At 54.7% G+C, this 15,054-nt stretch carries 12 protein-coding genes; 2 read left to right on the forward strand and 10 right to left on the reverse strand.

Annotation, left to right across the window (positions count from 1 at the left end; translation table 11 throughout):
* Nucleotides 1–4: 4 nt before the first annotated feature.
* On the reverse strand, nucleotides 5–382 hold the full coding sequence (locus tag DMG62_18030; protein ID PYY21523.1) for a hypothetical protein: 378 nt from the start codon (nucleotides 380–382) through the stop codon (nucleotides 5–7).
* A gap of 125 nt (nucleotides 383–507) precedes the next feature.
* A complete protein-coding gene (locus DMG62_18035) occupies nucleotides 508–2,283 on the reverse strand; it encodes an X-Pro dipeptidyl-peptidase (GenBank protein PYY21551.1) in 1,776 nt (591 codons plus the stop codon).
* A 588-nt stretch (nucleotides 2,284–2,871) separates the two neighbouring features.
* Between DMG62_18035 and DMG62_18040 the strand changes: the two genes are divergently transcribed.
* Nucleotides 2,872–3,903: a transglutaminase gene (locus DMG62_18040; protein PYY21524.1), complete on the forward strand. Its 1,032-nt coding sequence runs from the start codon at nucleotides 2,872–2,874 to the stop codon at nucleotides 3,901–3,903.
* 260 nt (nucleotides 3,904–4,163) lie between these two features.
* Nucleotides 4,164–4,394, forward strand: a complete 231-nt coding sequence (locus tag DMG62_18045) for a hypothetical protein (protein ID PYY21525.1) — start codon at nucleotides 4,164–4,166, stop codon at nucleotides 4,392–4,394.
* A 23-nt stretch (nucleotides 4,395–4,417) separates the two neighbouring features.
* Here the strand turns inward: DMG62_18045 and galE are convergent, their stop codons facing one another.
* The 8 genes from galE to DMG62_18085 are packed head-to-tail and all read right to left on the reverse strand — an operon-like array spanning nucleotide 4,418 to nucleotide 15,054.
* Nucleotides 4,418–5,455, reverse strand: a complete 1,038-nt coding sequence (gene galE, locus DMG62_18050) for a UDP-glucose 4-epimerase GalE (GenBank protein ID PYY21526.1) — start codon at nucleotides 5,453–5,455, stop codon at nucleotides 4,418–4,420.
* A gap of 33 nt (nucleotides 5,456–5,488) precedes the next feature.
* Complete coding sequence (locus tag DMG62_18055) at nucleotides 5,489–6,709, reverse strand: hypothetical protein (GenBank protein ID PYY21527.1); 1,221 nt, start codon at nucleotides 6,707–6,709, stop codon at nucleotides 5,489–5,491.
* Nucleotides 6,710–6,719: 10 nt separating this feature from the next.
* Nucleotides 6,720–7,697 carry a hypothetical protein gene (locus tag DMG62_18060; GenBank protein ID PYY21528.1) on the reverse strand — a complete coding sequence of 326 codons (978 nt, stop codon included), beginning with the start codon at nucleotides 7,695–7,697 and terminating at the stop codon, nucleotides 6,720–6,722.
* Between the two features lie 14 nt (nucleotides 7,698–7,711).
* On the reverse strand, nucleotides 7,712–8,773 hold the full coding sequence (locus tag DMG62_18065) for a hypothetical protein (GenBank protein ID PYY21529.1): 1,062 nt from the start codon (nucleotides 8,771–8,773) through the stop codon (nucleotides 7,712–7,714).
* A 1-nt stretch (nucleotide 8,774) separates the two neighbouring features.
* Nucleotides 8,775–9,854, reverse strand: a complete 1,080-nt coding sequence (locus tag DMG62_18070) for a hypothetical protein (protein ID PYY21530.1) — start codon at nucleotides 9,852–9,854, stop codon at nucleotides 8,775–8,777.
* Nucleotides 9,769–10,635, reverse strand: a complete 867-nt coding sequence (locus tag DMG62_18075; protein PYY21531.1) for a hypothetical protein — start codon at nucleotides 10,633–10,635, stop codon at nucleotides 9,769–9,771. The genes DMG62_18070 and DMG62_18075 overlap by 86 nt, the downstream gene beginning before the upstream one ends.
* A 10-nt stretch (nucleotides 10,636–10,645) precedes the next feature.
* Nucleotides 10,646–12,448, reverse strand: a complete 1,803-nt coding sequence (locus tag DMG62_18080) for an ABC transporter ATP-binding protein (GenBank protein ID PYY21532.1) — start codon at nucleotides 12,446–12,448, stop codon at nucleotides 10,646–10,648.
* Nucleotides 12,449–12,477: 29 nt separating this feature from the next.
* Nucleotides 12,478–15,054 (reverse strand): hypothetical protein, encoded by a 2,577-nt coding sequence (locus tag DMG62_18085; protein ID PYY21533.1) that lies wholly within the window; start codon nucleotides 15,052–15,054, stop codon nucleotides 12,478–12,480.

Below are 15,054 nucleotides of genomic sequence, written 5' to 3' on the forward strand. Positions count from 1 at the left end.
CCCGCTAAGCGAATGCTGGCACGCTACTTAGCGGGATTGCCTGTTTCCGATCGCCGCGCTGCTGTCCGATTCTGGGACGCGCCGGAGCGAGACCGAACATTCGGGCCAAACGGCCGGTCTGCGAGGACGCATCAGTTGCGTCGTTCGAGTGAGTTCCGTTTCGGGAAGACCGAAGGGAAGGGCACGACTTCAGTCGTGCCGTCACAGCGCAAGCGTCTTTAGTTTGCGCTTTAGCGCCTGAGGTCTCATCTTCACTCTGAAACGAAACCTTTACCTCAGCGGCTAAAGCTGAAAAGAACGAATCTGGGACGGCACGGCTGAAGCCGTGCCCTTCCCTGAATCGCAGGACGGCTAAAGCCGAAGAGAAAAGAACAATTCCCATAGCGGCACGGATAAATCCGTGCTCTCCCTGAATCGCAGACGGAACGTCAAGAGCCGCTGCCCTTCCCTAAGGGGCGCCACCCGCCCAGAAACATAAGAAGGATGTGGCACACTCCGTGAGGTTAGTCAGGGCATCACCGGCAAAATAATGTGAGATGGCATCCGGGACGAGCAGTAGATGCGCTGCGTGACGGAAACAAAATCGGTCGCCTTCGCCTCATAGATACTGGGCACAAATTTCTGCGGATTGCGATCGATCAGCGGAAACCATGACGATTGGATCTGCACCATCATGCGGTGTCGTTTCAGGAACACGTGATCGTGGTCCCGCAGTGGAATCGCGAACTCCATTGGCTGGTTCGGCGCGAGCGGTTTTGGATCGCTATAGCTCTTGTTAAATCGTCCACGGCGAACCTCCATAGCAATGGGCAATTCGTAGCCGTCAAGTGACTTCACGTAGTCGCCCCGTTTCGGTCCAGCCTCCGAGGTCCAAGCGTTTTTCTGAGCGTCTTGCGGATACACATCGATCAATTTCACAACAAAGTCGCTATCAGTGCCCGAGGTCGAAGCAAAGATATCGGCGGACAAAGCTCCAGTGACAGTGATTTCATGATCCAGAGGAGCGCTGACGAACGTGGCGACATCGGGACGATGATCCACAAATCGCTGATCTTCGACCTCCCAAGTCGGCCAATCGCCGCCTGGATACGTAGGTGAGATGGGGCGATGCCGATATGGAACAGGATTATTAGAATCCGACACGTACTCCACATACTTGCCGCCGGATTGTCCAGCCGAAGGAGCATCGAAGGTGAGACTGCCATCAGAACGCAGGTACAGATTCGTGGACTTCGCGTCCTGAGGCGGCCATGAACCGTAGGTGCGCCAGGTATTGGAGCCGGTTTGGAACATCGATGCTTTCCATGGAAGTTTGCTTCCCTTGCCATGCAAGTAATAGCGGAAGAAGGGAGCTTCAATATTCTGGCGGAACTCAAGCGAGGTTTTGTGATCGCCGAAAGTTATCAGTCCGAGGTTGCCTCCTTCTGCATCTCGCCAACCTCCATGATTCCAAGGCCCTGCAACCATAAAGCTGCTGCTCTCCGGATCGCTCTCCTCAGCGTTACGCCAGATCTGCCACGGTCCCCATGGATCTTCCTGGTCCCAGAAGCCGGCAACGTTCAAATTGGGAACAGGCGAGTTGTGTAACTGCTTCACCCAGGCTTCTTTCTGCCAGAATGAATCGTAATTCGGATGTTGAACAATCTCGTTCCAGAACGGAATCGAACCGTGCAAATGCTTCGCGTTGATGTTCGTTAACGGCCCAAGATCCAGATACCACAGGTAACTGTCATAGTTGTCGGGCGTGAAGGGCGCATTCTTGTTCTTGTCTGATTGCACAAAAAATGAATATTCGACCGCGTAGCTCTCACGCAAAGCGCCATACCGGTGCATGTCGTCATTCATCCATTGATCAACGGGAGCAGCCTGCGCACTTACGGCCTTTAGTGCCGGGTGCGGGTGCAGCAAGGTAATGCCCGCCGTCATTCCAGGGTACGAGACTCCCCAAATTCCCACTTTACCGTTGTTCCGCGGTACGTTCCTAACCAGCCAGTCTATGGTGTCGTAAGCGTCGGTAGTTTCGTTTGTCAATTTGGGATCGTCGAGATCTACTCGCGAAGAAACCAGGAACGTCCCTTCTGATTTAAAACGTCCGCGCAAGTTCTGATACACAAAAATATAGCCGTCTTTGTCCCATTCGCGCAGATGAGGAGGGAGTGGATCGGCAATCTTAGCCGGCACGCCATACGGCGTACGGATCAGCAGGATAGGCAGCGGTTCCGATTGCCTTACCGGAGTGACAAGCATCGTTTGCAGATGCACGCCATCGCGCATCGGCACCATGACCTCTTTAAGTCTGAAAGCAGGATTGGACGGCTTTTCTTTGGGAGCGCGTCCGCATGCGGCTGCGAAAAAGGCAATGAATACAACTAAACTTCCTGCCGCAAGCCACTTTCCCGCTAATTTAGGCATGTGGATTCTCCGAAGACTGCCGCCGCGAACACTCTCCAACAAAAACTGCATTATAGGACTAAGAGGGACGGCCTGGATGTCCCCTTTTGATCCTCTTTTGATCTGTCCCTTTTGACCTGTCCCCTTTTGATCGGTAAGAAGAATTGGTTTATCGAAGGGCACGACTTCAGTCGTGCCGTCACAGTGCAAGCGTCTTTAGTTTTGCGCTTTAGCGCCTGAGGTCTCATCTTCACTCTGAAAGGAAACCTTTACCTCAGCGGGCTAAAGCCGAAAAGAACGAATTTGAGACGGCACGGCAACCCGTGTCCCGCTGCAATAGGCGTACAATCGTCGCACTCTTTGAATCGACAAGGAGACTCCGGCTCTACGGTTATGTTCCGCGGCTTCACTTGACGGTAGTTCCTGCCTGAAGGGCCGGTCCGGTCGTTTCCGTCACCATCCATTGAGGAGCCGCGAGCCATGCGCAAGACTATCCTTTATATTGCTGTGTTGTTGCTGTCGCTGCCGGTATGCGCGCAGCAGGAACGCCACTTTACCTTCCACTACCGATTCACGGTGCGCAACATTGCACCTGGACAGAAACTCCAGGTCTGGTTCCCGCAGGCGCAAAGCGATCCGTTCCAGGACGTGAAGATCCTCTCCATGAAGGGTGACCTGCCGGTGAAGAAGACGCATGAACCCAGGTACGGCGACGCCATCCTCTATGCGGTCGCCTCCAAGGCAGAAAGATCCGAGTACAGCTTTGACGTGGAGTACGACGTGGTACGTCGTGAGCGCATCGCTCTGCCGCGCGAAGGCGGGCAGCCCCGGTTGCTCCACCCCACGAACGCCAACATCGGGCCTTCGCGCGGACCCCGGTTGCTGAGGGTATCGGCGAAAGAGTCGCGTGAGTATCTGGGCCCGGACAAGCTGGTGCCGGTCACCGGCAGGCTGGCGGGCATCGCGGCGGAGCAGGTTCAGGGCAAGACCGGCACCATGGAAAAGGCGCGCGCGCTCTACCAGTATGTCTTCAGCACGATGCGCTACGACAAGACGGGCACGGGATGGGGACGTGGCGACGCCGAGTGGGCTTGCGACTCCAGGCGCGGCAACTGCACAGACTTCCATTCCGTCTTCATTTCCATGGCACGCTCACAGCACATTCCGGCGCGCTTCTCCATCGGCTTCCCGCTGCCGGCAAACAAAAACTCCGGCGAGATAGCCGGCTATCACTGCTGGGCCGACTTCTACGATGCGCAGTACGGCTGGGTGCCGGTGGACATCTCCGAAGCGTGGAAGGACAAGTCGAAGAAAGACTATTTCTTCGGAGCGCACGATGTGAACCGCGTGCAATTCTCCACCGGCCGCGATCTCGAACTCACACCCCGGCAGGCAGGCGAGCCACTCAACTATTTCGTTTATCCCTACGTCGAGGTGGAAGGCAAGAAGTTCGAGAACGTCTCGAATGAGTTCTCGTTCGCGGACATCGGCATTGGGAAGCCCCGGGGCTAAAGCCCAAAATTATTTACGCGAGCGCTTCTTTGCAACGCTGAAGCATTGTTCCCTCGCATGAATTCGGAGGCTCCCACCTGCAACCTGAATTCGGGGGCTCCCGCTCTTGCCTTTTGGGTGGGAGCCCACGCATTTATGCGTGGGAGAGGCTTTCAAGCCTCGCAAACGCGCGCATCCTTCTTTTCCTCCGGCTTTAGCCGTAGGGTTTCAGATCGGGAAGGGTGGAGGGTGGGTCGATCATGTCAAGATTCCCGCCGCAAATGTGTCCTCGCGCATACGCACCCGCAGGACGAACTCGCGACCATCATCGAAGGACCTGGTATGTGGGCGAGGGAACGAAATTCAAATCCACAAAGCTGAAAGGGTACCCCGCGGGCAGTTTCATTCTCATTCCGGCCGGCGTACCTCATTTTGTTGCGGCGAAGGACGGTACGGTGATCGTTCAGCTCAACGGCAATGGCAAATTTCATACGGATTATGTTGAGAAATAGGAATTGCCAGGCGGAGTGATGTTTTATACGGCGATCCTTCGTAAGGCATATTGATCATCGGCTTTGCGTATTGCCGATTTTGCTTTTTTCTTGCGCGAGAGATGCCAATCCCATGCTGTTGTCAGGACGGTTTGCAGATCGGAGAACTTGGGATGCCATTCGAGTATTTCGGGAGCCTTGCGTACCTGCGCGACCAGCACTGCCGGATCACCGGCACGTCGAGCACAGTTATGTGTACTGATCACTCGGCCAGTTACTTGTTCCGCTGTCGCTATGACTTGGCGAACGGAATGTCCGCAGCCGGTACCTAAGTTGATGGCAGTGCTCGTTCCGCCGACTTCCAGATATTGCAGTGCGGCCGTATGTGCCGCAGCAAGGTCGGAGACATGAACGTAATCCCGGATCGCAGTACCATCGGGCGTTGGATAGTCGGTACCATAGATCTCTACCGAAGGACGATTGCTTAGCGCGGTATCAAGAACCAAGGGGATGAGATGGGTCTCCGGCGTATGGACCTCGCCCAGGTCGCCGTCGGGATCGGCGCCCGCCGCATTGAAATAGCGTAAAGTGACCCATTTCAGCCCATACGCCTCGCCGTACCATTTCAGCGCTCGCTCGATAAATAGCTTCGACTCACCGTAGGGATTCACCGGCCGTTGTGCATGTTCTTCAGTGATAGGTACACATTCGGGAATTCCATATGTCGCGCAGGTGGAAGAGAAGACGATGCGCCGAACGTCCGCCCTGAGCATGGCGTCGAAAAGAGTAAGCGTATTGACAATGTTGTTGTGGAAATATTTGCGAGGATCGGTCATCGAGTCGCCGACGTAAGCGTTCGCAGCGAAGTGAATTACCGCGCCGATACGATGTTCAAGCAGCACGCGCCGGAGCAGCACTGGGTCGCCGACATTTCCTTCCGCAACCGGTCCCCATTGCACAGCCCAGCGATGTCCGGTGCTGAAGTCATCCAGGACAATCGGTTCATAGCCGCACTTCGCCAGTGCCTTGGCCGTATGACTGCCGATGTAACCTGCTCCTCCAGTTAACAGAACGCGCACAATGCCTCCGTGAAATCTAAAGTTAGCTTGGGATCTTTACAACCCCATGACCTGAGTTCTTTCGCGCACGCAAGCTGTCTCTGCGCCTCGTGCAGGTGTCGTCGTAGCGAGAGCGATGTTCAGTAGGATTTCCATGTTTCGCTTCGCATCAAAGTAAGTTTCTGCAATCTGCCGTGCTGCCCGGCAATGGCGTTCGTAATCAGCATTAATCGCAGCCAAACCGTCGGCCGCTTCTGCTGCAGTTGAAAAACGAAACATGCCTTCGCCATTGGGCAGGAAGGAGCTTGATCCGGTGTTCTGCACTACTACAGGTTTGCCGCTCGCCAGATAACAGATAGTCCGATCGCTGATCCAGGCATTCTGGAGCTTCACATAAGATCGTTTGGCGCAACTGAACTCACCACGCGAGCCTTGAATGTAAGCCTGATATTTTTCCGGCGTGGTGGCAATGTCGCGGGAATCACGGATGTGCCAGCCACGCCGTTCCAGGTCTTTCCATTCCGCCATGTCACGTTCCGTGCGCATAAACAGCGCCAGCTCCAGTGGCTGGCTGGTCAATCGCGGCAAATCGGCGAATTCCAGGAAGGCAACACGTTTGGTATTTTCGTAAGCTTCCTCTCCATCCACGACCCAATCTGAAGAATCCCAATTTGATACAGTCGTGAAGGCATAGCTGCCGGGGTTAAACACGTAGGGCCAATGCTCAAGAGATACTGGAGGACAAAAATGAATCCACGGTAAATCGCTCTCGCGAGGTCCGGCAGCCGGTGCGCCGACCGTTTCCCCGATGGTGAAATAGAAATCGTGACGGGGCACGCTGAGCTGTGCACGACTCATCCAAAACTGCAGCAGTCCGGGATCGATATCCAGCAGTGCCGTGCGCCGGAATTGGGCCAACAGCCCCGGGCTGATGGCGTAGTGGAAATTCAACAAGAGGTCTGCTTTAGCAAAAATCGCTTCCGCGTTCGCTCGCGATATATTGAGGTACTCTGTTGGCGCTTCGGGCGACGGTTCTTTATCTCGCGTGAGATAAAGGATGCACTTCCCGTCCAAGCCATACTGTTGCATCCGCGCGCGAAAGATGGACAGCGCGGCGGCTTCTCGCTCCGCTCGACCTTTGGTGCGAGAAGCCTCCAGCCAATACACGTCGTGGCCCAAGAGTCGCAGCCCAAGGACATATTGCAGATAGACCCAGAAGTGTCCGCCTCCTTCCGGATAATTCACAACGTCGTATGCGGAAATGACAATTGTCGCCATTAGCAGACTCTCAGATCAGGCCCAATCGCTTGGCTGCTGTGTGCAGATGATCGAATCGCGATAAATTTTTTTCACGAATTGTCCAATCGGGCTGCTCACCAAGCCAGCGAAAATGCAGATAAATTCGTGCAGCCGCGAACGTGCGCTGAAAGTTGGAGGGCGCACCTTCAGGCCAGCGTGCGAGCAGGTAAGCATTCTCGCAACTGCTGACAATATTGGCGGGCCAGTGCTTACCTTCCGTCAGCGCGGCTAAATCTATTTCCCCGGCCGCCACCGCAGCCGATTCCCAGTCCACCATAAAGATGCGATGGTTTCGGAGGAGGACGGTTTTGGCGTAGAACTCGCCATGAATAATAGTAGGTCGCTCTTGCAAGAGAGGAGCAAACCACTCATCACTGCTGCTTAGTTCGATCAACCAGGGAAAGCGTCCATGCAGGGGACGAGCGAACTCGCACGTGCGGCGCGCCCAGCCACGGTAGTAATCCTCGTCATACCGTTTCAGGAAAGTGAGTGAAGGATCATTGATGCGGCCTTCATGCGCAGCATGGAATTTCGCGATCCAGCGGGCTGCATCGGTCATCGCTTCGGGTTGACGTATTGCCCGTTTCCAAACGATGTCGCTCACCCGAACACTGCGATATACATATTCGAGAAACAAGGCAAAGTCGCCGGTGCGAGGGTCAGCGTGTGCGCCCAGACACCTTGGTCTAAAGCCTGGCAACGTCTGAAGCAGGTGTTGATAGACTTCGATCTCGTAGGGAATATCGCCGCGGTGTCCGTAAGAATCATGGCCTTGCCCAACCTGATATTTGATAAACACGCGCCTGTTGCGGCCCTCAGGTGACTGAAAGGTGACAATCTCGTTGGGAAAGGTACTCATGAATGGCGGCAGACTTCTTCTGACGATTCTTAGTGGACGCTGTTCATGCCGGCCGCGACTGAGCGCGGCCGTAAGACGGCTTGCCAAAGTCTCCAAGTCGGGCAACATTGAAGTCGGCGTTTTCAGGAGGTTGCGACCTGCATCTTGTTTTCGCACGATAGCACCGGTTCAAGATCTTCAAACCATTGGTCCACTTCGGCCAAAGCTTCCCAGCCCCATGACGCTTGATCCTGCACCAGGGCAATGGCTGGCCAGATAATGCGATTGGCCAAGCGCGCATACTCAGCAGTTTCGAAAAGGGAATTTAGGTCATCGCTTGATGGCAGGCTCCACCCCCCGCGCGACATTTCTTCGCGATACAATTTCAAAACCCAGGGGCGATCCTCAAGGGGCAAACGCATGAGAAAAGTCGAAAGATCGTAGCTCGCAGGTCCGACGGCGACATGGTCCCAGTCGATCAGGCGCGCAAGAAGACCTTTTGCCGTAGGGATGACGAAAACGTTGATGGCCCATAGATCTCCATGCAGCAAAGTCTCCGGGCAGCCGCATTTGTCGAGCATCTGCGCACGCTGCGGAATTTCCCGCCTCAGGTCATAGAGCCGGTGCAGCAGGCGCTTGTGCAATTGAACATTCTGCGGCGCAGGTTCACAGACCTCGAGCGCGTACATGGCATCGCGCACGTTGGCTTGGTAAAAGTGAATGCCCAGGTCGCCGCCGTGCAATCGGACTTCTCCAAGCAGCGGATGACAGGCGAACTGTGTGTGCAGGCGGGCGATCATTTTGATTGCTGCACTGACGCACTCGCGATTGACTTGCTTCTGATTTAGTTCGTAGCAACCCAGGTCATCATAGACATGCCAGACACAATTCCCGTCTGGGTCTGCGACACTGCCCAATAACGCTGGACCGTGGTCGCTCATGCCAACGGCAGGCAGCCAGCGTCTATCAATCAGTTCAGTGCGTTGTGCGATCTCGGGCCTCAGGCGCTTAACTATGAGCTGGCGAGTTTGACCTTTGACAACAAAGCAGAGCCGGAACACGCGCGAACCACGCGGCTGCAAGGTTTGCTGCTCGATGAAGTGCCCGTCTGCCTCGCGACCGAGCAGCTTCTCCAGCAATCCCCGCAATTCGGTCAGGCCAGGCTGATCATGACCTTCAAGCACTCTCTCCAAACCCTCAATCACGTTAACTCCAACGCAAAGCGGTTAGCGCTTTCGGCATAGCGGGTTCGTAAAATCGCAGTGTGGGTATCGCCTTCAGCAGTTGGGCGGGAAGCGCAAACTCCAGCCCGGCTGTTGCCCAGCTCATTTGATTAATGAGGCGGAGAAGATTGCCACAAGCTGCGACGGCTTCAATGTCGTGTAAATCCAAATGTGGATGCCCACGATTTAAGACGGAGCAGTAAATGCTAAGGTCAGGACTTGCTGCGCGATCGATGGATTGAGCTAGATCAGCGGCCGGCAGGCCCCAGCCAGCGAATTCCCAGTCGAACGCCAGCAGTGCAGGGCCATTATCAGTTTCGCGAATACGCAGATTCTTAATGACGAAATCGCCATGCACGAGCGCCGGCGGCATCAGCTCAGATATTTTTTCAAGCTCACTCCAATGCGATTCCAAAACATCAAGATGAATGGCGATCTTGCGAAACAGCGCCGTATCCTCGGCCGATAGTGGAGTGCCGTAAAGGGAATGCACTATCGCCTGGCAATTGCGCAGTAATTGCAGGTAATAGTCGAGTTCGCGATTGGGAAGTAAGGATTTGAAGTCAGCCGCCGCGGTAGTTAACTGTATTTCCGCCAGCCAATAACCTGCCAACGCGCGGTGATCGGGAAGTTGGGGAGAATAAAAACATCCGGCGGCATCTTCGAGGAAAAGCCAGCAGAAGTCCCCATCCGGGTCTTCGAGCAGACCATAGCAAGCAAGCACGGGCATCCCCGTGCGAGGTAGGAGTTCCCCAAGGATGAATCGTTCGAGACGCGCCCTTGCTGTCCGGCATCTCTTGGCGATAACCCCCATGCGATGCTGCGTGGCGTGGTTGAGCCGATAAACGGTGCTGTATCGTCTCCGCTGCAGAACTTCGAGACTTCCTGGCTCCCAGGAATCCGATTGGAGTTGCAGCCAAGCCTGGACAGCTCGATGCTCTCCCACGCCTTCGGTCAAGACTTCCAGAATCTTATGTCTAGGCATTGGCATGGGTCCCCGCGACAGCCATGTGACTGCTTTGCGGCGCCAGTTCTCCCCGTGCAGCACGCTCGGCGGCGGCATAGAAGTACTGCGCTAACAAGTGCGGTGCATCCGGAACACCCTTGAAACCCGGAATGCTGCACATATCTACGACATACGGTATTCCTCCACTCTCGATAACATCCACACCGTATAAGTCGAGACCGAATGCGCGACCGCAGCGCAGGGCAATTTCACGTAACTCGGGCGAGAGCACGAAGGGTTCTCCCCGTTTTTCGTCTTCAGTCCGGCGGGGAAAAATCTTCTTTACTCCATAGAGTCGGCCGCCAATCGCGTAGATCTTCCGATCAACGCCATCGTTGGCATGAAAGCGCTGGGCAAACGCGGGCTCGCGGCCGCAATTCACCTGGGAAAGCTCAGCTGGGGATCGAATGATACGAACGTGATGGCCGCCTGTCCCCTGATACGGCTTGATGATGAGCGGCCCTGAGTCGAGCAGCGGAAGCAATTGAACAGGTTGCGATGCAACGTAGGTGGCAGGTGTAGGGATGCCCGAAGCCTGCAGGATTCGCGAAACGATGATCTTGTCGCGCAGGATCGCGGAAGTCGGGTACGGATTCACGATGACGGCACCCAACTCATGGAGCGCTCCCGACAAGCTGAGCGAGAGCCCGCTCGTGTGCCGCAGAACGTACAGGTCGTGTTCGACGCGGACTTGCGAGAGATCGAGCATCCCATGAACCGGATGGATGATGTCAGTAATTGCGCCGTATTCTGCCAGCAACTGCACCACGGCGGGCATGAAGCTCCGGCTCTTCTCGGAGTAATGTGGCAACAGGAACCCAATGCGCAATTTCTTCATAATCACGCTTTCACACCTGCAACACGGCCCGCGTACCTGGCTCAACCCCAACAAGCCTGCCCTTTTCGATCCTTACAACCACGTCGCACTGCTGCAATGCACTGGGCCGGTGAGTGATGACAAACGTTGTCCGTCCGCGAGCGAGCCGTTCCAACGCGTCCAAAATGGCAGCTTCGGTTTTCATGTCAACGGAACTGGTTGGCTCATCCAGAATCAGAATGGGCGCGTCCTTCAGGAACGCCCGCGCAATCGAAATGCGCTGGCGTTCGCCGCCGGAAAGGCGCATGCCGCGTTCGCCAACAACTGTTTCATAACTGCGTGGCAGGCCGAGAATGAAATCGTGCGCATTGGCAGCCTGGGCCGCAGCCATGATCTCCGCTTGGCTAGCGTTGGAACGGGCATACGCAATATTCTCGGCGATGCTGGTTGAAAATAGCACCGGCTCCTGAAGAACAATTGCGAACTGATTGCGCAAATCGGAAACCTTATAATCGCGAAGGTCCACACCATCGAGCAGGATTTCTCCCTGGCTGGGATCGTAGAAGCGAGTCAGCAAATTCACTAGTGTGGTTTTTCCTGCGCCGGTGGTTCCGATAATCCCGATGCAGCTGCCGGGGTATGCCTCAAACGATATGTCTTCAAGCACCAGTCGATCGTCATAAGCGAACGATACGTGACGAAATGTCATCGCACCTGAAGTTCGTACTAGTGGCCGTGCGAAGGGGCGCTCGAGCACATCGGGCGCTTCGTCCAGAAGCGCGAATGCGCGCTCGGCGCCAACAAAGTAGGTCTGCATGCTGGCCATTTTCTTGCCGATTGTCCGCAAAGGGCCGTAGACCTGACTCAAATAGCCCATCACTAATAGCAGACTGCCCAGCGTCAATTCTCCCGCTTTGATATCGTGCACGCCGATGTACAGCACAGTGGCCATGCCCATTGCTGTTAGGAATGCAAGCACAATCCCATAACTGCCCTGCAGTTTTTCCTGGTAAAGGCGCTCTCGCATTCCTTCGTTCGATCTATGCATAAAGCGGTCATGCTCACGCTGCTCTTGTCCAAATGCCCTCACCACTCGAACCGAACCCAACACTTCTTGCACCACAGATAAGGCAGAACTCTCGATGTTCCTGACTTTTCGCGATTGTCTCCGCATTCTTCGCCGGTAGAAGCTCGAAGCCACTAACACTAGTGGTGAAATTGCCAACCCAACTAGCGCAAATTTCCAACTGATGCGCGCTGTGACGTAAATCATGGCAATCAGCGTGATAGCTGACGAGAAAAACGGCACAATTCCGATGACGACGATATTTTGTAAGGCCGTGGCGTCGTACTGAATCCGGTAAAGGGAATCGGCAGTACCCTGAGTATCGTGATATGACAACGACAGTCGCTGCACGTGACGGAAGAGCTTGGCGCGAAACTGCCGAAGAATTTTTTCTCCTGTATAAGCTGTAAGAAACGAGGCGCCGAACTCCCGAAGCTGGTTCGCTAAGGCAACCGTCACCAAGAGGACGATGGCCAAAAACAGCAAAGAGTGCGCCGAACCTTTTACGGACGAGGGCAGCAGCGCCGTGAGGAAATGCGGCAGGGGACGCGAGCCAATCACATTGTCGACTGCAATCTTCAGGGGCAGGGGGACCAGCAGCGCCAGTGGAGCTCCGAGCAAACTCACTAAAAACAGAACCGCCAAATGACCGGAGTAGGGCCGCATCTCAAGCCACAGGCGCCAAATATTGGAAGACACGCGATTGGTTCTGACGAACTGCGCCGGTTTTCCGGCGGATGGTCGATATGTGCGCTCCTCTGGACTCATTAGAAACTCGAAACCGATAGCCGGTTGGACTATCGCCGAAAAATGTATCTAACCGACAACTGAATGGTCCTCGCTTCCAGTGCCGAATTGGCGCGGCCGAAGAAAGGCGAGCTCAACACTCCCACAATGCCGTTGATGTTGGTGTGGTTGATCGCGTTAAATGCATCCACACTGAATTCAAGGCTGTTCCGTTTGAGCTTTGCACGCTGCTCGCCCCACAGCAGCGGAACACTGAAACTCTTGGTAAAACGCAGATCAAGTTGTGTGCTTCCGGGTCCGCGTCCGGTGTTGCGAGTCACGCCAGCTGGACGATCATTCGCCACCGTATCGCCGTTATTGTCAAATCCCGTTGTGATGTTGAATGGCGCGGCACTCATCGCCGAAAGTACTAATCCAAGCCGGCACGCCCACGGCAGCGTTACTGCTCCCATGAGGTTGAAGCGATGCCTCCAATCGAAATCTGCTGGTCCGATTTCCGGTCGCAAGTCGTAGCTGTTGGCTGGCAATGAAAAAATCCCGTCGGTGTTGTTCGTGGTGTTAGAGAAGACATACTGAGCGTAGGGTTCAAAGAACTTTCCCAATCGTCCGCGGAAGGTGACGGTCAGGGAGTGGCTGCGCTCGAAAGCGCTCGACTCGACCTGATTGATATTCAGAAAGTTCGGGTCTGGGCGCACTTCTGTCTGCGGGAACGGCGCGTTAATGTTGCGCGAACGAAAAAGATGCGTTCCATGGAGGAAGGAGTATTCCACGGTGAGCGAGTTCTTATGCCAGAGCTCTTGCTCAACACCAACACTTGTCTGCGACAGGTAAGGAGCCTGTAGATCCGGCGCAACACGGATGATACTCGGTGCTGGCGTAATTGTTTCACCTGTCAAAAATGGGTTCGGGAACGAGGGATTCGAGATCACTAGTTCACGCAGTCGAGCGCCGTCATAGAGCAGCGACTGCTCAGTGGCCGACCCCGGTAAGTTATCGTAGAAAATTCCCGCTCCGCCACGAATAACGGTCTTCTTACTCTTTCCTGGACTGAAAGCGAACGCAAATCGGGGAGCAAAATTATTGCGGTTGTCGATCGTAGATTGCCAGTCATAGCGCAGTCCAAAGGTAAGCGTAAGTTGGGGTGTTGCTTGTACTTCATCCTGAACAAACCCGTTAGCCACAAGCACGCTGAATCCGATATTCGGATCGCCTCGAACAATATGGAACAGAAAAGGATTGCCAGCCGCATACTCTCCAAGGCTAGCGAACTCGAAGCTTCCTCCGAAGTTCGATGCATCAAATGCATCGATGAGATTTGTCCGAAGTCTCGCACCGAATGTAGCTACGTGTTTGCCGTGACCGTAGTAAACGGTGTCCTGAAGATCGAAGTTGCGCCTGTCATCGTGGGTAAATACTTGAGACGGTCCCGCGGTAAACGCGTCATTGACGATGACGGCGGGATTAGCAGCCGCATTCCCAATCTGGTCATTGTCATGCGTGAAACTGAACCGGAGATCGTTGCGCAAGTTCGCCGGAATCATCGCGCTGTAATCCAGGGTTACGCTATGTTTCTGGCGTCCGTCATGTACTCCCTGTTCAGGTAAATTAAAACCTCCGACAGTCTTGTTGTGATACGTATGATCTGTAAAAGTGTAGGTAGCGTAAAGAGTGTGAAGCGGGCTAACCCACCATTGCATGCGGGCGAAAATGTTGTCTCGATGCTGAGTCGTGGGAACATTCGCAACGAGTGGACCCGCAAGTGTTACGGCATTGACAATCGCGTCCTGGTCCAACATCGAGCGCTCAGCAGAGATATAGAAGGAGGAAGATTTCCCGAGGAGCGGCCCACCAAGATTGGCCTGTACGAGTCTGCGATCCAAATCCGGGGCAAATTTCGCAAAGGCATTCCGCGCGTCGAAAAGAGAGTTCCTGTCATACATGGCCAGACCGCCGTCGTAACGCTTTCTGTGTCCATGTTCGGTAGTGACTTCGACCTTCGCTTTTCCAGGATGCTGGAACAGAGCGGAGTAAGGATTACGGTCAATCCTAATTTTTCTGATCGCCGAGGCCGGCAGATCGATCGAGTTCCCTTCTACTCCATCGATGATGATGGAGAGCCCCTCAGTTCCCTGCGCGGGCGGCGACGCGAATTTCTCAATCAGTGGCAGAACGTCGTCGGAGAGTGTTGGGAGCTTACGAAGCAAATCATCATCCACTCTCGTCGTAGCCGCATCGCTGTCAGATGTCGAGAGTTCATCCGCGCTGTCGGCATTGACGTTGACTTGTTCTTTTGCTGCTTCGATTTTTAGAGTTATCTTCAGCGGCTTCCACGTTTGGGAGCCGACTGAAACGGACTTTTGATAAGCCTCGAAACCCTTCATCTCCACTTTCAAGACGTAGTCGCCCTGAGAGACGTCGTTGAGACTGAAGGTTCCATCCTCTCCGGAAGTACTCTTTTTTATCTCATTGGTGTCTTGTCGGATTAGGCTCACCTTCGCGCCCGCAATAGTGGCCCCGCTGCCATCTTCGATGACGCCGGTAATAGTCAGACTCGCTTGGCCGACGACAATCTTGGAAAAGATCAGCATCGCAGCTAAAACGCCCACGCATGAATGGAAACGGAACAT

The sequence above is a fragment of the Acidobacteriota bacterium genome (assembly GCA_003225175.1).
Taxonomy (GTDB): domain Bacteria; phylum Acidobacteriota; class Terriglobia; order Terriglobales; family Acidobacteriaceae; genus Gp1-AA112.

Excerpts from the sequence above, each read along its gene's own strand:
- DMG62_18030 (PYY21523.1), bottom strand. The coding sequence starts at position 382 with ATGGGAATTGTTCTTTTCTCTTCGGCTTTAGCCGTCCTGCGATTCAGG.
- DMG62_18035 (PYY21551.1), bottom strand. The coding sequence starts at position 2,283 with ATGGTGCCGATGCGCGATGGCGTGCATCTGCAAACGATGCTTGTCACT.
- DMG62_18040 (PYY21524.1), top strand. The coding sequence starts at position 2,872 with ATGCGCAAGACTATCCTTTATATTGCTGTGTTGTTGCTGTCGCTGCCG.
- DMG62_18045 (PYY21525.1), top strand. The coding sequence starts at position 4,164 with ATGTGTCCTCGCGCATACGCACCCGCAGGACGAACTCGCGACCATCAT.
- DMG62_18055 (PYY21527.1), bottom strand. The coding sequence starts at position 6,709 with ATGGCGACAATTGTCATTTCCGCATACGACGTTGTGAATTATCCGGAA.
- DMG62_18060 (PYY21528.1), bottom strand. The coding sequence starts at position 7,697 with ATGTTGCCCGACTTGGAGACTTTGGCAAGCCGTCTTACGGCCGCGCTC.
- DMG62_18070 (PYY21530.1), bottom strand. The coding sequence starts at position 9,854 with ATGCCGCCGCCGAGCGTGCTGCACGGGGAGAACTGGCGCCGCAAAGCA.
- DMG62_18075 (PYY21531.1), bottom strand. The coding sequence starts at position 10,635 with ATGAAGAAATTGCGCATTGGGTTCCTGTTGCCACATTACTCCGAGAAG.
- DMG62_18080 (PYY21532.1), bottom strand. The coding sequence starts at position 12,448 with ATGAGTCCAGAGGAGCGCACATATCGACCATCCGCCGGAAAACCGGCG.
- DMG62_18085 (PYY21533.1), bottom strand. The coding sequence starts at position 15,054 with ATGTTCCGTTTCCATTCATGCGTGGGCGTTTTAGCTGCGATGCTGATC.